Source organism: Zobellia sp. 1_MG-2023 (assembly GCF_030549125.1).
Classification (GTDB): Bacteria; Bacteroidota; Bacteroidia; order Flavobacteriales; family Flavobacteriaceae; genus Zobellia; species Zobellia russellii.
Genome location: NZ_JAUOSY010000006.1, coordinates 242,443 through 258,186, shown reverse-complemented (window position 1 = coordinate 258,186; position 15,744 = coordinate 242,443). Strand labels below are relative to the sequence as shown.

General features: G+C 37.3%; 17 protein-coding genes. 7 read left to right on the top strand and 10 right to left on the bottom strand.

From position 1 onward, the window contains the following. The first annotated feature begins 8 nt into the window (after positions 1 to 8). From Q4597_RS14430 to Q4597_RS14420, 3 genes are all read left to right on the top strand, one after another. Entirely contained in the window at positions 9 to 2,741 is a 2,733-nt protein-coding gene (locus Q4597_RS14430) for a DNA gyrase/topoisomerase IV subunit A (protein ID WP_303406777.1), read from the top strand. Between the two features lie 14 nt (positions 2,742 to 2,755). Next, a complete protein-coding gene (gene mscL / locus Q4597_RS14425; protein ID WP_215911902.1) occupies positions 2,756 to 3,187 on the top strand; it encodes a large conductance mechanosensitive channel protein MscL in 432 nt (143 codons plus the stop codon). 110 nt (positions 3,188 to 3,297) lie between these two features. Beyond that, positions 3,298 to 4,254, top strand: coding sequence for a sterol desaturase family protein (locus Q4597_RS14420; RefSeq protein WP_215442084.1), 957 nt, complete (start codon positions 3,298 to 3,300; stop codon positions 4,252 to 4,254). Between the two features lie 234 nt (positions 4,255 to 4,488). Here Q4597_RS14420 and Q4597_RS14415 read toward each other — a convergent pair whose 3' ends face one another. Beyond that, positions 4,489 to 4,866 (bottom strand): DNA topoisomerase IV, encoded by a 378-nt coding sequence (locus tag Q4597_RS14415; protein WP_303406776.1) that lies wholly within the window; start codon positions 4,864 to 4,866, stop codon positions 4,489 to 4,491. Positions 4,867 to 4,891: 25 nt separating this feature from the next. Beyond that, entirely contained in the window at positions 4,892 to 5,275 is a 384-nt protein-coding gene (locus Q4597_RS14410) for a helix-turn-helix domain-containing protein (RefSeq protein ID WP_215911904.1), read from the bottom strand. 290 nt (positions 5,276 to 5,565) lie between these two features. Between Q4597_RS14410 and Q4597_RS14405 the strand changes: the two genes are divergently transcribed. The 3 genes from Q4597_RS14405 to Q4597_RS14395 all read left to right on the top strand — a co-directional run bounded on the left by Q4597_RS14405 (position 5,566) and on the right by Q4597_RS14395 (position 7,859). Continuing rightward, positions 5,566 to 6,675, top strand: a complete 1,110-nt coding sequence (locus tag Q4597_RS14405; RefSeq protein ID WP_303406775.1) for a M14 metallopeptidase family protein — start codon at positions 5,566 to 5,568, stop codon at positions 6,673 to 6,675. Between the two features lie 115 nt (positions 6,676 to 6,790). Then, a complete protein-coding gene (locus tag Q4597_RS14400) occupies positions 6,791 to 7,270 on the top strand; it encodes an Lrp/AsnC family transcriptional regulator (RefSeq protein ID WP_013995861.1) in 480 nt (159 codons plus the stop codon). A 70-nt stretch (positions 7,271 to 7,340) separates the two neighbouring features. Continuing rightward, a complete protein-coding gene (locus tag Q4597_RS14395) occupies positions 7,341 to 7,859 on the top strand; it encodes a DinB family protein (RefSeq protein ID WP_303406774.1) in 519 nt (172 codons plus the stop codon). A 9-nt stretch (positions 7,860 to 7,868) separates the two neighbouring features. Here the strand turns inward: Q4597_RS14395 and Q4597_RS14390 are convergent, their stop codons facing one another. Next, positions 7,869 to 8,195 carry a hypothetical protein gene (locus tag Q4597_RS14390; protein WP_215442089.1) on the bottom strand — a complete coding sequence of 109 codons (327 nt, stop codon included), beginning with the start codon at positions 8,193 to 8,195 and terminating at the stop codon, positions 7,869 to 7,871. Between the two features lie 130 nt (positions 8,196 to 8,325). Further along, positions 8,326 to 9,390 (bottom strand): 3-dehydroquinate synthase, encoded by a 1,065-nt coding sequence (aroB, locus tag Q4597_RS14385; protein WP_303406773.1) that lies wholly within the window; start codon positions 9,388 to 9,390, stop codon positions 8,326 to 8,328. A gap of 127 nt (positions 9,391 to 9,517) precedes the next feature. Here aroB and Q4597_RS14380 point away from each other — a divergent pair, with 127 nt between their 5' ends. Then, positions 9,518 to 10,684 (top strand): proline dehydrogenase family protein, encoded by a 1,167-nt coding sequence (locus Q4597_RS14380; RefSeq protein ID WP_303406772.1) that lies wholly within the window; start codon positions 9,518 to 9,520, stop codon positions 10,682 to 10,684. A gap of 40 nt (positions 10,685 to 10,724) precedes the next feature. On the opposite strand, the gene Q4597_RS14375 is transcribed toward Q4597_RS14380, so the two are convergent. The 6 genes from Q4597_RS14375 to Q4597_RS14350 form a co-directional block, all read right to left on the bottom strand. Continuing rightward, positions 10,725 to 11,105, bottom strand: a complete 381-nt coding sequence (locus tag Q4597_RS14375; protein ID WP_303406770.1) for a DUF4258 domain-containing protein — start codon at positions 11,103 to 11,105, stop codon at positions 10,725 to 10,727. Positions 11,106 to 11,247: 142 nt separating this feature from the next. Further along, a complete protein-coding gene (locus Q4597_RS14370; RefSeq protein WP_215442093.1) occupies positions 11,248 to 12,447 on the bottom strand; it encodes an alanine dehydrogenase in 1,200 nt (399 codons plus the stop codon). 106 nt (positions 12,448 to 12,553) lie between these two features. Then, positions 12,554 to 12,937 carry a hypothetical protein gene (locus Q4597_RS14365; protein WP_303406768.1) on the bottom strand — a complete coding sequence of 128 codons (384 nt, stop codon included), beginning with the start codon at positions 12,935 to 12,937 and terminating at the stop codon, positions 12,554 to 12,556. A gap of 378 nt (positions 12,938 to 13,315) precedes the next feature. Continuing rightward, on the bottom strand, positions 13,316 to 13,576 hold the full coding sequence (locus Q4597_RS14360) for a hypothetical protein (protein WP_215442095.1): 261 nt from the start codon (positions 13,574 to 13,576) through the stop codon (positions 13,316 to 13,318). Positions 13,577 to 13,769: 193 nt separating this feature from the next. Further along, positions 13,770 to 14,180 carry a tRNA (adenosine(37)-N6)-threonylcarbamoyltransferase complex ATPase subunit type 1 TsaE gene (gene tsaE / locus Q4597_RS14355; RefSeq protein WP_303406765.1) on the bottom strand — a complete coding sequence of 137 codons (411 nt, stop codon included), beginning with the start codon at positions 14,178 to 14,180 and terminating at the stop codon, positions 13,770 to 13,772. A gap of 13 nt (positions 14,181 to 14,193) precedes the next feature. Beyond that, the gene (locus Q4597_RS14350; RefSeq protein ID WP_303406763.1) at positions 14,194 to 15,735 is read right to left on the bottom strand and encodes a bifunctional response regulator/alkaline phosphatase family protein; all 1,542 of its coding nucleotides are present in this window, start codon (positions 15,733 to 15,735) and stop codon (positions 14,194 to 14,196) included. Positions 15,736 to 15,744 lie beyond the last annotated feature (9 nt).

Here is a 15,744-nt window from a genome sequence, read left to right as displayed (position 1 = left end):
TTTTCTGAATGGAGGAAAATGACGAACTGAACGAAGCTGAAAATCAAAATTCGCCCGAAGACCAATCCAACGGAACAGCCAATGATGGGCAAGAACAAATCAATAGTTCCGAGGCGGTAAATGGCGAGGAACAAAGTCCTGATGATGCACTTACCCGTGTTACGGGAATGTACAAAGACTGGTTTTTAGATTATGCATCCTATGTTATTTTAGAGCGTGCCGTTCCTGCTATTGAGGATGGGTTTAAACCGGTGCAGCGTCGTATTATGCATTCTCTTAAGGATTTGGATGATGGCCGCTATAATAAAGTGGCCAATGTGGTTGGGCACACTATGCAATATCACCCTCACGGTGATGCTAGTATTGCCGATGCCATGGTGCAGATAGGGCAAAAAGACCTGTTGATAGATACACAGGGTAACTGGGGGAATATTTTAACCGGGGATCGCGCTGCAGCCTCAAGGTATATAGAAGCTCGTCTTTCAAAATTCGCTCTGGAAGTTGTTTTTAGTCCTAAAATCACGGAATGGCAACAATCATATGATGGTCGAAAAAAGGAACCGGTAAACCTCCCTGTTAAATTCCCCTTGCTTTTGGCTCAGGGGGCAGAGGGTATTGCGGTGGGGCTTTCCACTAAGATTATGCCTCATAACTTTGTTGAGCTTATTGATGCTTCCATTAAGCATCTGAAAGGGCAACGATTTAAATTGTTTCCTGATTTTCCTACTGGGGGAATTATAGATGTTTCTAACTATAATGAAGGTCTTCGTGGTGGAAAGATAAGAGTGCGTGCCCGAATAGCACAACATTCTAAATCTACACTGATTATAACTGAGATACCTTATGGTACTAATACCTCTTCTTTAATAGATTCTATTCTTAAGGCGAACGATAAAGGGAAAATAAAAGTAAAGAAAATTGAGGATAATACGGCTGCCGAGGTCGAGATTTTAGTGCATCTGCCAACTGGTATTTCCCCGGACAAAACCATAGACGCCCTTTATGCATTTACGGCTTGTGAATCTTCTATTTCGCCATTGGGCTGCATTATTGAAGACAACAAACCGCTCTTTATTGGTGTGGTGGAAATGTTACGCCGATCTACGGACGCCACGGTTGAGCTATTGCGACAGGAACTTGAAATACAGTTGGCGGAACTTGAGGAGCAATGGCATTTTGCGTCGTTAGAGAGAATCTTTATTGAAAATAGAATCTATCGGGATATTGAGGAAGAGGAAACCTGGGAAGGAGTAATTGCTGCAATCGATAAAGGTTTAGCTCCTTTTACTAAACATTTGAGGCGTGCGGTTACGGAAGATGATATTGTTCGGCTTACCGAAATCCGAATAAAGCGTATTTCAAAATTCGATTTAGATAAAGCACAGCAACATCTTGATAATCTGGAAGAAAGAATTGCAGAGGTGAAGCATCACCTGGCGCATTTGGTAGATTATGCCATTGCTTATTTTCAGCGATTAAAAGATACGTATGGCAAGGGGCGCGAGCGTAAATCAGAGATTAGATTGTTTGATGATATTGAGGCTACCAAGGTAGTTATGCGCAACACAAAGTTATATGTAAACCGCGAGGAGGGCTTTGTTGGAACTTCTTTAAAGCGGGACGAATATGTAACGGACTGTAGTGATATTGATGATATAATCGCCTTTACCCAAGATGGTAAGATGATGGTCTTTAAGGTAGATTCCAAGACTTTTGTGGGGAAAGGTATTATTTATGTGGCGGTCTTTAAGAAAAAAGATAAGCGTACCGTTTATAATATGATTTATAGAGACGGTAAAGGTGGTGCAACCTATATTAAACGTTTTAACGTTACCAGTATTACTAGAGATAAGCATTATGAAATGGGTAGCGGTAAGGCGGGTACTTTTGTGCATTACTTCTCAGGAAACCCAAATGGCGAAGCAGAAGTGGTAACGGTTAATCTTAGGCACGTAGGAAGTATTAAAAAGCTGAAATGGGATATTGATTTTGCAAATATCATGATCAAGGGGCGTGCTTCCAAAGGTAATATTGTCACTAAGTATTCGGTAAAACGTATTGAATTAAAAGAAAAAGGGCTGTCTACCTTAAAACCGAGGAAGTTGTGGTTTGATGAAACCGTACAGCGTTTAAACATGGATGACAGAGGTGAGTTTTTAGGTGAATTCACAAGTGAAGACCGTTTGTTGATAGTAAATCAGAGCGGACTTGTAAAAACTGTTATTCCGGAGCTTACCCTTCATTTTGATGAAGATGTAGTTGTTCTTGAAAAATGGATTCCTAAAAAGCCGCTTTCTGTAGTGTATTGGGAAGGAGAGAAGGAGTTATATTATGTAAAACGTTTTCTGATCGAGAATCCTGATAAAGAAGAGAATGTGCTTACGGACCATCCTAAATCCCAAATTGAAATTATTAGCACGGACCACAGGCCAATGATTGAAGTGGTTTTTGCTAAAAAACGGGGTCAGGATCGGAAGGATAATTGGGAGCTAAGTCTAGAGGAATTTATTTCCGTAAAGGGGATAGGTGCTATGGGCAACCAGCTGACAAAGGAAAAAGTACTTGAAATCAATATGCTAGAGCCTTTGCCTTATGAAGAGCCGGAGCCTCAAAAAACTGAAGATATTGAGGTTGTTGATGAGCAAAATGTACCTAAAATACCTAGTTCTAATGGAACTGAGTCCGGAAAGCCTAATAAAGGTGATGACGGCGATGAAGTCCAAACTTCTTTGTTTGAATAAAGTAATTGTCTAGTATGGGAAACTTTATACAGGAATTTAAAAATTTTGCCATAAAAGGTAATATGATCGACATGGCTGTCGGGATTATTATTGGTACCGCGTTCAACAATGTTATTAATACGTTGGTCAAAAAGATTATCATGCCTCCTTTATCTCTTTTGACGGATGATGTTAACCTCAGGGATAAAAAATATATTCTTAGGGAGGCTGTTGGAGAAGCGCAGGAAGTTGCTGTGGGTTACGGGGAAATGCTAGAGGTTTTGATAGATTTTTTGATAATAGCGTTCACCATATTTGTTGTAATAAAAGGGTTTCATAGGTTTAAGTCAAAGGCGGAAGACCCTGAAAACAAAGAAGTTGAAACACCTAAAAATATACAGTTACTAGCTAGTTTGGAAAAGCTTATGCAAGAGCAGAACGCTTTGCTTCAAAATAAGAAAAAGTAATAGGATTTTAACTACTGCATGTGTATTCACTATACCGTCATAGCTTTAAAAAATAATCAGAATGTAGATTAGGTCTTATTAATGCTATCTTTGCAAAAAATTGTTTTAAAATGGATTTAACGAACCCCCTAATTTATGGAGTACCCTGCTTTATAGCGTTTATATTGCTGGAAATCACTTATAGTCACACCCACGGAGACAAAGATCTTTATGTGTGGAAAGATTTTATGGCTAGTGGAGCAATGGGTATTGGTTCGGCAATTTTAGGTCCCCTTATTAAGATTACGGTGCTTATAACCGTTTTTACATACACTTACGAGTTTTTTAACCCTATAGTAGATGGTGTTCGTACCAATATTATGGGATATGAGTCTTTTGGGTATGCGTGGTATGTGTTTTTACTTTGTCAATTGGCCGATGATTTTACGTACTACTGGTTCCATAGGGCAAATCATGAGATAAGAATTTTGTGGGCCGCGCATATTGTACACCATTCCTCGGACCATTTTAATCTAGGTACGGCCATTCGTAATGGTTGGTTTACGCTTTTATACAAGCCTTTCTTTTATATGTGGATGCCTGCAATTGGTTTTCCGGTGGAAGTTGTAATTTTTGCTTTGGCCATAGAGTCTTTTTGGCAGTTTCAATTGCATTCACAATATGTTCCTAAAATGGGATGGGTAGAAAAGATTTTCAATACACACACCATGCACCAAGTGCACCATTCTCAGAATGTAGAGTATTTGGATAAGAACCACGGAGGGTTTTTGAATATTTTTGATAAGATGTTCGGAACTTGGAAAGAGTTGGACGATGATGTGGAGGTTAAATTTGGGGTAATTCACGCTCCAAAATCATATAACCCTCTTGTTATTTTAACTCATGAATTTAAGGATATTTGGGCAGATGTAAAGAAGGCTAAGAAATTTTCGCACAAACTTATGTATATTTTTGGCCCTCCTGGTTGGAGCCCTGATGGTAGCACTCTTACAGTTAAACAACAACAACGACTGTTTAAGCAACACCAGAAAAAGAGTCCAGAGGTTGCTTATAGTAGACCTAACTAAAATCATTCAGAATAATTAAAAAGCCGACCTTAAAATGTCGGCTTTTTTATGGTTTTGTTGCTAGAGCTTCGCTTATGACGGTAAAATTTACCCTGCAAGGCTCTGAGTTCAGAATAATGATTCGCGCTCGGAAAAGGCTTTAAATTGATTGTTTTCTTGGCTCTTCCTCTGGAGGTGAAGTCTATTTAGGTAAGCCCTCTTTTTACCTGTCTCGGCGTAAAGAATAAAATTGTATTACTCTGTCCTTGTAGCAGTACCTCTGGAGCGCTTGCTGTCTCCCACAATGTTAAATTCAAATCTATATGAGTCATCCGTAGTGGATAATATCTTCATGTGAACGGATTGCTCTTCGGACTTGTTCTTTGGATTGATTTTCTTTACAATGTATTCGCAATCGTTTATCCATCTAACGGATGCTGAATCTGCCTTACCTTCAAAGTAATCAATCTCTAAATCACCGTTGCGAAGAAAAATGGTTGTCTTTTCCTCTCCATCTATAGTGGTTGTAAAGGCGTATTTACCGTCCTTAAAATCGGAGCAATTTCTTTCCGGATTGTAGCAAGAGACTGTAAGGATAAGGATTAAAAGTACGGGGAATAGTTTCTGTATCATCCCAACAAAAATAAAGAATTAAAGTCTATTCATTGTTATAGGCTTCAAAACTTCCATCCGAATAAAAAATAACAATTTTCTCAATAGTCTTTTTGGGGTTGCCTGTTTGTTTTAAGGGGAAAGTATTAGGTGTCGGATTTGTTTTTGGCGGTGCTTTGGTTTTGGCGGGGGAGTTTTCTGCATCTGTTGGAAAAGTGCCTTTTCCATTCAATAGCCAATATAAGTTTACATCCGGAAAAACATTCACCACCTTAAGTACAAAATCTAAACTCGGTTTGTTTCTGCCGGATAACAGGTGGGAAATGCTAGAGCGTTGTACGTTAATTTTATCGGCAAAACTAGAAGCGGAAAGTCCATAATACTTTAAAAGATGCTCAAGACGCCCAATAAAATCAGAAGTGTTTACCATTGTAATTTATATTGCTATAAAAGTAGCTAAAAGTTACTAAAACCACACTAAAAACAGCAAACAACATAACTTAAGATACACTTTTTTGTTTACATGAATACATTTAAATATCTGATTAATAGTGTTTTAATCCTATATTTAGAGGCGTGTTGATTTTAAGTGGATTTTCAGGTTACATTTGTGTACTTCAGAAAGGAGTACCTCAAATAAGATGTTTACAAATGTATATTCTTGAGATTACAATTGTAAATTATTAAGGAGTTATTTTTGTATCCAAATTTAGAAGTCAAATGAGCATTTTAAAAGATGAATATAGTTCTGTAAAGGAAAAATCCGTTAGTGGGCGATATGTAATTAACGAGCAAATTCTAGAGTTCTTGGAAAAGAACAAGGAGAATTTGTTGGTGAAAACAATTGGTGAGTCCGTTCAAAAACGTAAGATAAAAAGTCTTCAACTTGGGAACGGTTCTGTAAAAATATTTATGTGGTCGCAAATGCACGGAAACGAATCTACAACCACAAAAGCCGTTTTGGATTTCGTTAATTTCCTAAACGCAAAGTCGGTTTTGGCGCAAGAGATTTTGGAAAAATGTACACTCTTAATTATTCCAATGTTGAACCCTGACGGTGCTGCAGTCTATACACGGGTAAATGCAAATGAGATTGATTTGAATAGGGATGCCCAAGATAGGACCCAGCCGGAAAGTGTGATATTGAGAAATATTTTTGATGAGTTTAAACCAGATTATTGTTTTAACCTTCATGATCAACGTACCATATTTAATGTTGGCGAAACCTCTAAACCGGCTACCGTATCATTCTTGGCTCCTGCTCATGATCCCGAAAGAAGTATCTCAAAAACGCGGGGAATTAGTATGCAGTTGATTGTTGCCATGAATACGGTTTTACAAAAAATGATTCCGAACCAGGTGGGGAGGTATGATGATGGATTTAATGCGAATTGTGTTGGGGATAGTTTTCAAATGTTAAACGTACCTACCATATTATTTGAATCAGGACATTTTCCTAAGGATTATGAAAGAGAGCAGACTAGGGCTTATATTTTTCAAGCCATTACAACTGCAGTAACTGCCATTGCACAAGATACGATTAATGAATATGAGCAAGATGACTACTTTAAAATTCCAGAAAACGGAAAGCTTTATTTTGATGTGTTAATAGAGAATGCTAAAGAACTTGATTCGGAATTAGAAAATGGTGATGGTATTGGGGTGCTTTATAAAGAAGTTTTAAGAGGGAATACTATTGAGTTTGAGCCTAGAATTGAAAAAAAAGGTAATCTTGATGCTTTTTTTGGCCATGAAACATACAATTGTCTTGATAAGGCAGATTTAGATGAGTTAAGGCAACAGTCTTTTTATCAGTTGATTAAAGACTAATTTTTTTGAGCATTATTTTTTAAAACCATTGAATCTTTACGTTTTTGTTAAAAAAACATAACTTTTAATGCGTATTATTTCTTAATTTTTTATTTTTGCCGAAAACACAGCCACAATGGGAAAAGTAAAGTTAGACGAAATTGATCACCAGATTCTGGATATGTTAATTGATAACACCAGAACTCCATTTACAGATATAGCAAAAAAACTCTTGATTTCGGCAGGAACAGTTCATGTTCGTGTTAAGAAAATGGAAGAGGCAGGTATCATAAAAGGGTCATCACTTACATTAGACTATGTAAAACTTGGTTACGCCTTTATTGCTTACGTTGGTATATTTTTGGAGAAAACACACCAGACAAAATTTGTGTTAGAGCGTTTGGAGCAGATTCCAAATGTTACGGTTGCACATATTACCACTGGAAAATTTAATATTTTCTGTAAAATTAGGGCTAAAGATACCAATCATGCTAAAAACATTATTTTTAGAATAGATGATATAGATGGAATCAGTCGTACGGAAACTATGATTTCACTAGAGGAAAGTATTAATGATAAGAAGAGGTTAATGCATACAATTTTTAACGAATTGTAACGAACCGCTTTAAACAGTAATCTAAATTCCTGGGCGGTTATTCTTCTCAGGAATTTTTATTTTATAGCCTATGAAAACTTCGGAACTTAAACTGGCGGATCCCATCCCTTTTTACAAAACCTATATTGATGTATTGGGGGAGGTAGAGTTGTTGGATATGTTGGAGAGGCAACTTCAGAACTTTCCTGATTTTATTAAAAGTATTTCTGAAAGCAAATTATCTCATGCATATGAGGTAAATAAGTGGACGGTTGCTCAAGTGTTATTACATATTATAGACTCGGAACGAGTTTTTCAGTATCGCGCCTTGCGGTTTTCAAGAGGGGATGAAACGGCCCTTCCAGGTTTTGATGAAAACATTTATGCATCAAATTCCAATGCGGAAGAGCGTTCAAAGAATAGTCTTATAGAAGAATATATAGCGGTGAGAAAATCCACTATTACCCTCTATAAAAGCTTTGCTCCGGAAACGCTACAAAAAACAGGTGTAGCTAGTAACCTGCCATGGAATGTGGCTGTGTTAGGTTTTGTTATTTGTGGACACCAAAAGCACCACCGTAATATTTTACGGGAGCGTTACCTTTTGTAAAACTAAAGGTTAATCTTGGTCCTCTGATTCAAATTCCGTTTCGTTGTCGGATTCGTAATCCAGGTTTCCTGCTTCTTCTAAAATGGGCTGGGAATCCGTATCTAGTTCCTTCTCCATGTTTTCTTCAAAATTTGCTATAAAATTGGATAAGCTCTTGCTTATTTTCACCAAATAGATAGTGTCATTGGTTCTTAATTCAACAGCTTCAATTGTTTCGCCTTTAAGGTTTTTGAAGATAATAATGTCATCATCACCATAACCGTCTGAATAAGTTTCTATTAGCAAAGAGGCGAGTTCGTGGTCTAACTTCTTGTAGTCAACTAATTTTCGTAACATAGTAGGTTGGTTTTATCCTGATTAATTTCAGGAGGTTTTTGATTTGGGTTATAAATCTTAACCTAAACTATGTATTTTTTACGATGAATTCCTTAAAGAGTTGTCAAATAAGGAAAATTAGTATATGTAGCTATTGTTCAGCGTAGTATGCAAAAGCATCTTCATATAATTCATCAGGAATGGTAATGTCTATATCCGGCTCTCCAATTGCAGATATCAACACAAAATTAATGTTGCCATGTGAATTTTTCTTATCAAACTTCAATAAAGATAAGATGGTTTTTATGTCTTCTTTGGAGAAGGTTACCTTTTCGTAATGAGAAAGGAATGTAGTCTTAATGTCTGCTAATTCTTCATCCGAAAGCCCTAAAAGACTTTTGGAAAGGTAAGCTTCAAGAATCATACCTATACCTATAGCTTCGCCGTGCAATAGTGTCTTATGTACTTTGCTTTCCAAGAAGTAAGACTCAATGGCGTGGCCCAATGTATGTCCGTAGTTAAGTATTTTCCGCAAATGTTGCTCCGTAGGGTCTTGTAGTACCACTTCGTTTTTAATAATAACGGAATCGTATATTAAATCATCAATATTTAAAAAGTTGGTAACTTTTTTAAGTGCTTCCCAGTAGCCTTTGTTTTGGATAAGTCCATGTTTAAGCATTTCTGCAAAACCACTGCGTAACTGTCTTTCTTCCAAAGTTTTTAAGAAACTGGTTACTATCAGTACCATTTCAGGTTGGTTGATTACTCCGATCTGGTTTTTTAATGGCCCAAGGTCAACCCCTGTTTTTCCTCCCACGGAAGCGTCAACCATAGAGAGTAAAGTTGTGGGTACATTTATAAAATCTATACCTCTCTTAAAAGTAGATGCAACAAAGCCTCCTAAATCAGTTAAGACACCACCACCTAGGTTAATGACGAGGCTTTTTCGGTCACCATCAAGTTCACTCAGGGCTTCCCATACGCCTGTACAGGTGTCTATGTTTTTGTTTTCTTCACCAGATTCAATCTCAATAATCTCAAAATTATAATCGCCCTGTATTTGGGTCATAAATGACGGCAGGCAATGTTCGTGTGTGTTTTCGTCTACAAGAATAAAGATTTTGGAATACGCCTTGCCGGATAAGTGAGCATTGAGTGCGTCGTAAGCTCTTTGGTTAAAATGTACGGCGTAGGAAGAAGTTGTTATAGACTGCATTAATAGATGATTTTTTATTCCGCTAAAGCGAAGTTTTTTAACGACTGATGTGCAAAATAAAGCATATTTTTTATCTAAAGAATACAATTTCTGTCTTTATATTTGGTCCCGCTAGAAATCACAATAAATGAAACGAATTTTTGAAGATACCGCAACTGCTTTTGCTTTGAAAACCGACTCTGAGCTGGAGCGTGCTTATTTTTTGTTCCGTATGATTGCCAATGAACCCCTTGTTCGTATAGGAACAGCAATGACAAATTTTGCCATTAAAGCGCATCTTCCTGTAGAAGGGTTAATAAGGGCAACTGTGTTTGATCATTTCTGCGGAGGTGTTAATGAGAAGGATTGTATGCCGGTCGTGGACCGGATGTACACTAAAAATGTATGCTCCGTTCTGGATTATTCTGTGGAGGGTAAGGACACGGAAGATCCTTTTGATGACGCAATGGCCATGATTTTAAAAGTTCTGGATTTCGTTAAAGAGAAAGATGCTATTCCTTTTGCGGTATTCAAGCCTTCGGGTTATGGTAGGTTTGCTCTTTTTCAAAAACGCAGCGAGGGTAAAGAATTGACCAATAAAGAGGAGGAAGAGTGGCAAAGGGTAGTGGCCCGTTTTGATAAAACGTGTAAAAAAGCACATGATTTGGATGTTTCCTTGCTCATAGATGCAGAGGAAAGTTGGATGCAGGATGCTGCTGACCAGCTTGTGGAGGATATGATGCGTAAGTATAATAAGAAAAAAGCCATTGTATTCAATACATTACAAATGTACCGTTGGGATAGATTGGACTATTTGAAACAACTTCAGGAACGAGCTAATAAAGATGATTTTAGAATAGGAATGAAAGTGGTTCGCGGTGCTTATATGGAAAAGGAGAATGATAGGGCCGAAGAAAAAGGTTATAAATCCCCAATATGCAGTTCAAAGAAAGAAACGGATGAAAACTTTGACAATGCCGTTGCTTATATGTTGAATCACTTAGATACTGTTTCCATTTTTGCTGGCACCCATAACGAAGAAAGTTCTTATAAGCTGATGGAACTTATGGCGGAAAAAGCCATTGCAAATAATGATAACAGGGTATGGTTTGGGCAGTTGTACGGTATGAGTGATCACATTTCCTTTAATCTGGCCGATCAAAATTATAATGTGGCCAAGTATTTGCCTTTTGGCCCCGTGCGAGATGTAATGCCTTATTTAATTCGTCGTGCGGAAGAAAATACTTCGGTGGCAGGGCAGACTACAAGAGAATTGTCACTACTTAAAAAGGAGAGGCAACGAAGAAAAATTTAAGTTTTATAGCGCCTGGAACAGTAGTTTTGGGCGTTCTTTTTTAATAAGAAATAGATTCTAAAAGAGCCTTCTCTTTACAATTTCTGATTTTTAAAATAGCCTCTTTCTCCTGTATAGTACCTTCAATAATATATGTTTTGCAGGGTGTAGTCTTTGTTTGGCTATTGGAAAAATCTACATCGCCGTTTCTTAAGATGTTGGCGATGTCTACTGTATCTATTTGTTTTTCGCTAAATAAACGGCTTACGTCATCAGAATAAGACATTGGCTTGGAGCGAATGTCCTTTAGGGTCCTGCAGTTGGGAAAATAGCAAAATTCCGTACCTGTTTCTTTTGATTTTTTCTTCAGAAAAAACGTTAAGAAAACAATTCCGATTGATAGTCCAATGAGGTAAAAACCTAAACGTTTTAAAAAATCCATGGTTTGCTATTGCTGAAGTTAGTGTCCTGTGTTTTAAGTTAAACTGTGAATTTGAATTGTCACTACTTCTTAAAACGGTGGCAAAAATAGCAATAAACCGTCTATTTATGGGGTCTATGCTTTGTGTATGTTCAAAAAGTCTTTAAAAAATTAAAAAGTTGATGTCACTATACTGTAAATCAAACCATTCGCCAACGGATTTATTGGTAAGTATCCCGTGGTACATGTAAAGTCCGTTTCTTAGCCCCTTGTCAAACCGTAGTGAATTCTCCAATCCGCCATTTTCTCCTAATTCAAGCAAATAAGGAGTGAAAATATTACTGATAGAAAGTGTTGCCGTTTTTGGATAGCGAGAAGGAATGTTAGGTACCCCGTAATGGATTACTCCAAATTTCTCAATAGTGGGTTTGTTGTGGGTAGTTACGGAACTGGTTTCAAAGCATCCGCCCATATCAATACTTACGTCAATAATAACTGCGCCTTTTTTCATATGCTCTACCATGGAGCTCGTGACGACCACAGGCGAGCGGTCCTTACCGCGTGTAGCACCAATGGCTACATCACATCTCTTTAATGATTTTAACAGGTTCTTAGGCTGAATGGTAGATGTGTATACTGTTTGTCGTAATTTGGATTGGATGCTACGCAATTTTGAAATTGAATTATCAAAAATTTTGACATTGGCACCAAGTCCTAATGCAGACCGCGCGGCAAATTCACCAACGGTTCCTGCTCCAATTATAACTACTTCTACTGGGGGTACGCCACTTATATTTCCAAACATGAGTCCGTTACCGTCATTGGTGGCGGCCATTATTTCTGAAGCTATCAGAACTGAAGATATACCCGCTATTTCACTCAATGATCGTACGGCTGGATATTTGCCATCTTCATCACGAATGTATTCAAAAGCTATGGCGGTAATTCGTTTTTTGGCCATTTTTTCAAAATAGGCCTTGCTCTGTGTTTTAATTTGTAAAGCAGAAATGATGGTAGCTTGTGGGTTCATCATTTCAATTTCCGATAGAGTGGGTGGTTCCACTTTCAACAAAAGTGGGCAGGAAAAAACCTTTTTTGTATCGCGGGTTATTTCTCCACCAGCATTTGTGTATTCTAAATCTGTGTAATTAGCGCCGTCTCCTGCACCTGACTCAATTAGGACCCTGTGCCCGTTAGAGGTTATGGCGTTAACTGCATCTGGGGTAAGACAAACACGTTGTTCTTGATACTGGTTCTCTTTTGGGATTCCAATAAAAAGTTCGCCCTTTTGGCGAAGAACTTCTAGGGTTTCCTCTTGTGGAAGCAATTGCTGTTTGCTAAAGGGAGAAGAAGGTTGGTTCATAGTTTTTACATCTAATCGTGTAACACGCGATTAACAGTAAAAATACGATATTTTGATGAATTTTAAGTGATAAGTCGCTTTGCAATCTTGCAAATTTAGTCCGAAATTAAAATTTTAAGTGAAGCCAATTGTTTACTCGGTCCTGCACTTGCTTAAAAGTGGATTCCATACTTCCTGTGGATAATTTAGGGTCTGCTGCATCCGGTGTAGATTGGTAATCGGAAGAAGAATTATTTGCAGTTTCAGAAGAAATAAATTTATCTAGTTTCTTATTGTCTGATCGAGCGGCTTGCTTTTTCTTTAAGGTCGTTAGTTCTGCCTCCATGGCTTCTAGGTCTATGCCGTGTACATATTTGTCATAGAGTTTAATTCGAATAAAATAAACTAATGGTATAACCACCATACAAACGGGAAGTAGCCATAAAATATTTCTTGTATCAATATATGTGTCGTCTGTATAAAAAACCTCAAAAATTTGAAAAGCGTACATTAATAAGGGTATCAGAATTATATGATACCACCAATGTTTACACGTTAAAAACCAAATAAATAACAAAGCAAGGGGGACTGTTTTTCCAAGTAGGAACCATGCATAGGTGTTTAAGTTTGCAAACCCGTTTCGGTCAACAGTAAGTCCAAATAAATTTATTGTTGCTTCGGGGTCAGTAGGAAGGTATTCGTGAAGCTTGAAAATAAATGGAGAAGCGGCAATGAAAAAAATAACGACAGATTCAACAATAAATCGTACTCTTATTTTTTTATTTTCAGGGGACTTTTTCATTGAAGCATCAATTCCTATATATGGGGTAACGAAAAAAAGGGTAATTTATTGATTACCCTTTTAAAAAAAACAATTTTTATTTTATTTCTATTTTTTTCTGTTCGAAGTGGTGATTTTACTTCTGTCTACAGATTGTCTGTTAGATACGGTAATCTTGCTTCTGTCTACAGATTTTCTATTTGTTGTGGTAATCTTACTTCTGTCTACTGATTTTCTGTTGGTTGTGGTAATTTTACTTCTGTCTACGCCTTCTTCATAAACTGAATCATCAGAAGCAACATCACTAGATTCACAAGAAACGGCTAAAAGAGATGCGCATGCTAAAAGTCCAAATACTAATTTTTTCATTTTCAGGGGTTTTAAGTTATTAAAGATTAATTAGTTATAGCGCAAAAGTAAGAGAAAAAACTCGCCAATGTACGTTTTTAAATGTTAAGGCTAAGCAATTTGTCCGATTTATTTTACACTTTAGCCAATTTAACAAGTTTCGTACAATAAAGTTGTACGAAAAACGATGTTTTCGACCAATGGTAAGATTTGTTTAAGAAATTTTCAAAAGTCGTGTATTTGGGTCTAGTATTTCAATGTGTATTTGGGTGCTGTTTTCAGGTAGGAAAGAGGAGATTTTTTCGGGCCATTCAATAAAAATCCACACATCTTGATTTAAATAATCTTCCAAACCCATGTCCAAGGCTTCAAGTTCATCGTTCAGACGATAAAAATCAAAATGGTAAGCCAATAATTCTCCTTCAAGGTTTTCATATTCATTAACAATACCAAAGGTTGGGCTGTTTCCGGCATCGGCGGCACCAAGCTGATTGGCAATGGCCTTTATCAATGTGGTTTTCCCTGCTCCCATAGGGGCATCAAAAAGAAGTACTTTGTCCGTTGCTTTTTCAATAACCGTTGCAGCAACATTTTTTATATCATTTTCGGTATAAGTGATATTCATAATCTTTACTAAGCTATTTTGGTAATAAAACTACAAACGGAATAATCATTTCTTCTAAAGAAATCCCCCCATGTTGGTAGGTGTTCCGGTAATAGCTAACATAATGGTTGTAGTTATTGGGGTAGGCAAAGAAAAGGTCATTCTTCGCGAATATAAACGAACTGCTCATATTAATACGTGGCAAATGTATCTGAGCGGGGTCTTTGGCGGCCAGGACATCCTTTTCTTCATAAGTGAGGCTTCTTCCTGTTTTGTATCTAAGGTTAAGGCTGGTTTCTCTATCTCCTATGACTTTTGATGGTTGCTTTACGTTAATTGTACCATGGTCTGTGGTGATAATCAACTTCATGCCCATTTGTTGTGCCTGTTGAATTATTTCTAATAACGGGGAGTTTTTAAACCAACTTTGGGTGAGGGACCTGTAGGCTTTGTCATTGCTGGCTAATTCTTTAATGACTTCCATTTCTGTTTTTGAATGGGAAATCATATCCACAAAATTATACACCAGTACAGTTAGGTCGTTGTCTTTCTGGGATTTAAAATTTTGGTACAGGTTTTTACCTTGTTTAAGTGTACTTATTTTATGGTATTCCCACTTTAAATTTAACCCTAGTCGTTTAATCTGCTCGCCTAAAAAATCTGCTTCGTGAAGGTTTTTGCCTCCCTCGTCCGTATCGTTTTTCCACCACTGAGGATGTTTTTTTTCCATTGCCATTGGGGTTAGACCGGAAAAAATGGCGTTACGGGCGTATTGCGTTGCGGTGGGCAGGATACTAAAATAAGATTCCTCCTTATTTTTTTTATAGAAGGAACTTACGGTGTCCTCAAACGCATACCATTGGTCATAACGTAGGTTGTCTATAACAAGAAGCAACGTTCGCGAATCTTTTAGTTCCGGTTGAACAAGTTCCTTGAATAAAGTGTGGGAGAGTACAGGCCCGTTACCCTCAAACCAATTTTGGTAATTTCGATCTACAAATTTTCCAAAATGGTTATTTGCTTCGGTTTTTTGGGATTCCAGTATCTCGAACATGCTGCTGTCCTCAATATCTTCTAAGCGTAGTTCCCAATAGATTAATCGTTTGTAAAGGTCTACCCATTCCTCAACTGAATTCACCATAGAGAGATCCATGGCAATTTTTCTAAATTCTTGTTGATAGTTGGATGTTGTTTTTTCTGAAACCAGGCGTGAGTGATCTAAATTCTTTTTTAGTGATAATAGAATTTGATTAGGGTTTACGGGTTTAATAAGATAATCGGCAATTTTGGAGCCAATAGCTTCTTCCATAATAAACTCTTCCTCACTTTTGGTGATCATTACCACAGGAATGGAGGAGTCCAATACTTTTATTTCCCCTAAAGTTTCAAGACCTGATATGCCAGGCATATTCTCATCTAGAAAAACAATATCAACCCTGGTTTGTTGTAATTCTTCCAATGCTTCTTGTCCGCTTTGGCTGGTGATTACATCATAACCTTTTCCTTGTAAGAATATAATATGTGGTTTGAGTAGGTCTATTTCATCATCTACCCATAATATGGTAATTTTATTCATTTAATAGGT

Coding starts and splice junctions, on each gene's coding strand:
- Q4597_RS14390 (WP_215442089.1), bottom strand. CDS start 8,195: ATGTTACGAAAATTAGTTGACTACAAGAAGTTAGACCACGAACTCGCC.
- Q4597_RS14395 (WP_303406774.1), top strand. CDS start 7,341: ATGAAAACTTCGGAACTTAAACTGGCGGATCCCATCCCTTTTTACAAA.
- Q4597_RS14350 (WP_303406763.1), bottom strand. CDS start 15,735: ATGAATAAAATTACCATATTATGGGTAGATGATGAAATAGACCTACTC.
- Q4597_RS14430 (WP_303406777.1), top strand. CDS start 9: ATGGAGGAAAATGACGAACTGAACGAAGCTGAAAATCAAAATTCGCCC.
- Q4597_RS14405 (WP_303406775.1), top strand. CDS start 5,566: ATGAGCATTTTAAAAGATGAATATAGTTCTGTAAAGGAAAAATCCGTT.
- Q4597_RS14360 (WP_215442095.1), bottom strand. CDS start 13,576: ATGAAAAAATTAGTATTTGGACTTTTAGCATGCGCATCTCTTTTAGCC.
- Q4597_RS14380 (WP_303406772.1), top strand. CDS start 9,518: ATGAAACGAATTTTTGAAGATACCGCAACTGCTTTTGCTTTGAAAACC.
- Q4597_RS14365 (WP_303406768.1), bottom strand. CDS start 12,937: ATGTACGCTTTTCAAATTTTTGAGGTTTTTTATACAGACGACACATAT.
- Q4597_RS14375 (WP_303406770.1), bottom strand. CDS start 11,105: ATGGATTTTTTAAAACGTTTAGGTTTTTACCTCATTGGACTATCAATC.
- aroB (WP_303406773.1), bottom strand. CDS start 9,390: ATGCAGTCTATAACAACTTCTTCCTACGCCGTACATTTTAACCAAAGA.
- Q4597_RS14420 (WP_215442084.1), top strand. CDS start 3,298: ATGGATTTAACGAACCCCCTAATTTATGGAGTACCCTGCTTTATAGCG.
- Q4597_RS14370 (WP_215442093.1), bottom strand. CDS start 12,447: ATGAACCAACCTTCTTCTCCCTTTAGCAAACAGCAATTGCTTCCACAA.
- mscL (WP_215911902.1), top strand. CDS start 2,756: ATGGGAAACTTTATACAGGAATTTAAAAATTTTGCCATAAAAGGTAAT.
- Q4597_RS14415 (WP_303406776.1), bottom strand. CDS start 4,866: ATGATACAGAAACTATTCCCCGTACTTTTAATCCTTATCCTTACAGTC.
- Q4597_RS14400 (WP_013995861.1), top strand. CDS start 6,791: ATGGGAAAAGTAAAGTTAGACGAAATTGATCACCAGATTCTGGATATG.
- Q4597_RS14410 (WP_215911904.1), bottom strand. CDS start 5,275: ATGGTAAACACTTCTGATTTTATTGGGCGTCTTGAGCATCTTTTAAAG.
- tsaE (WP_303406765.1), bottom strand. CDS start 14,180: ATGAATATCACTTATACCGAAAATGATATAAAAAATGTTGCTGCAACG.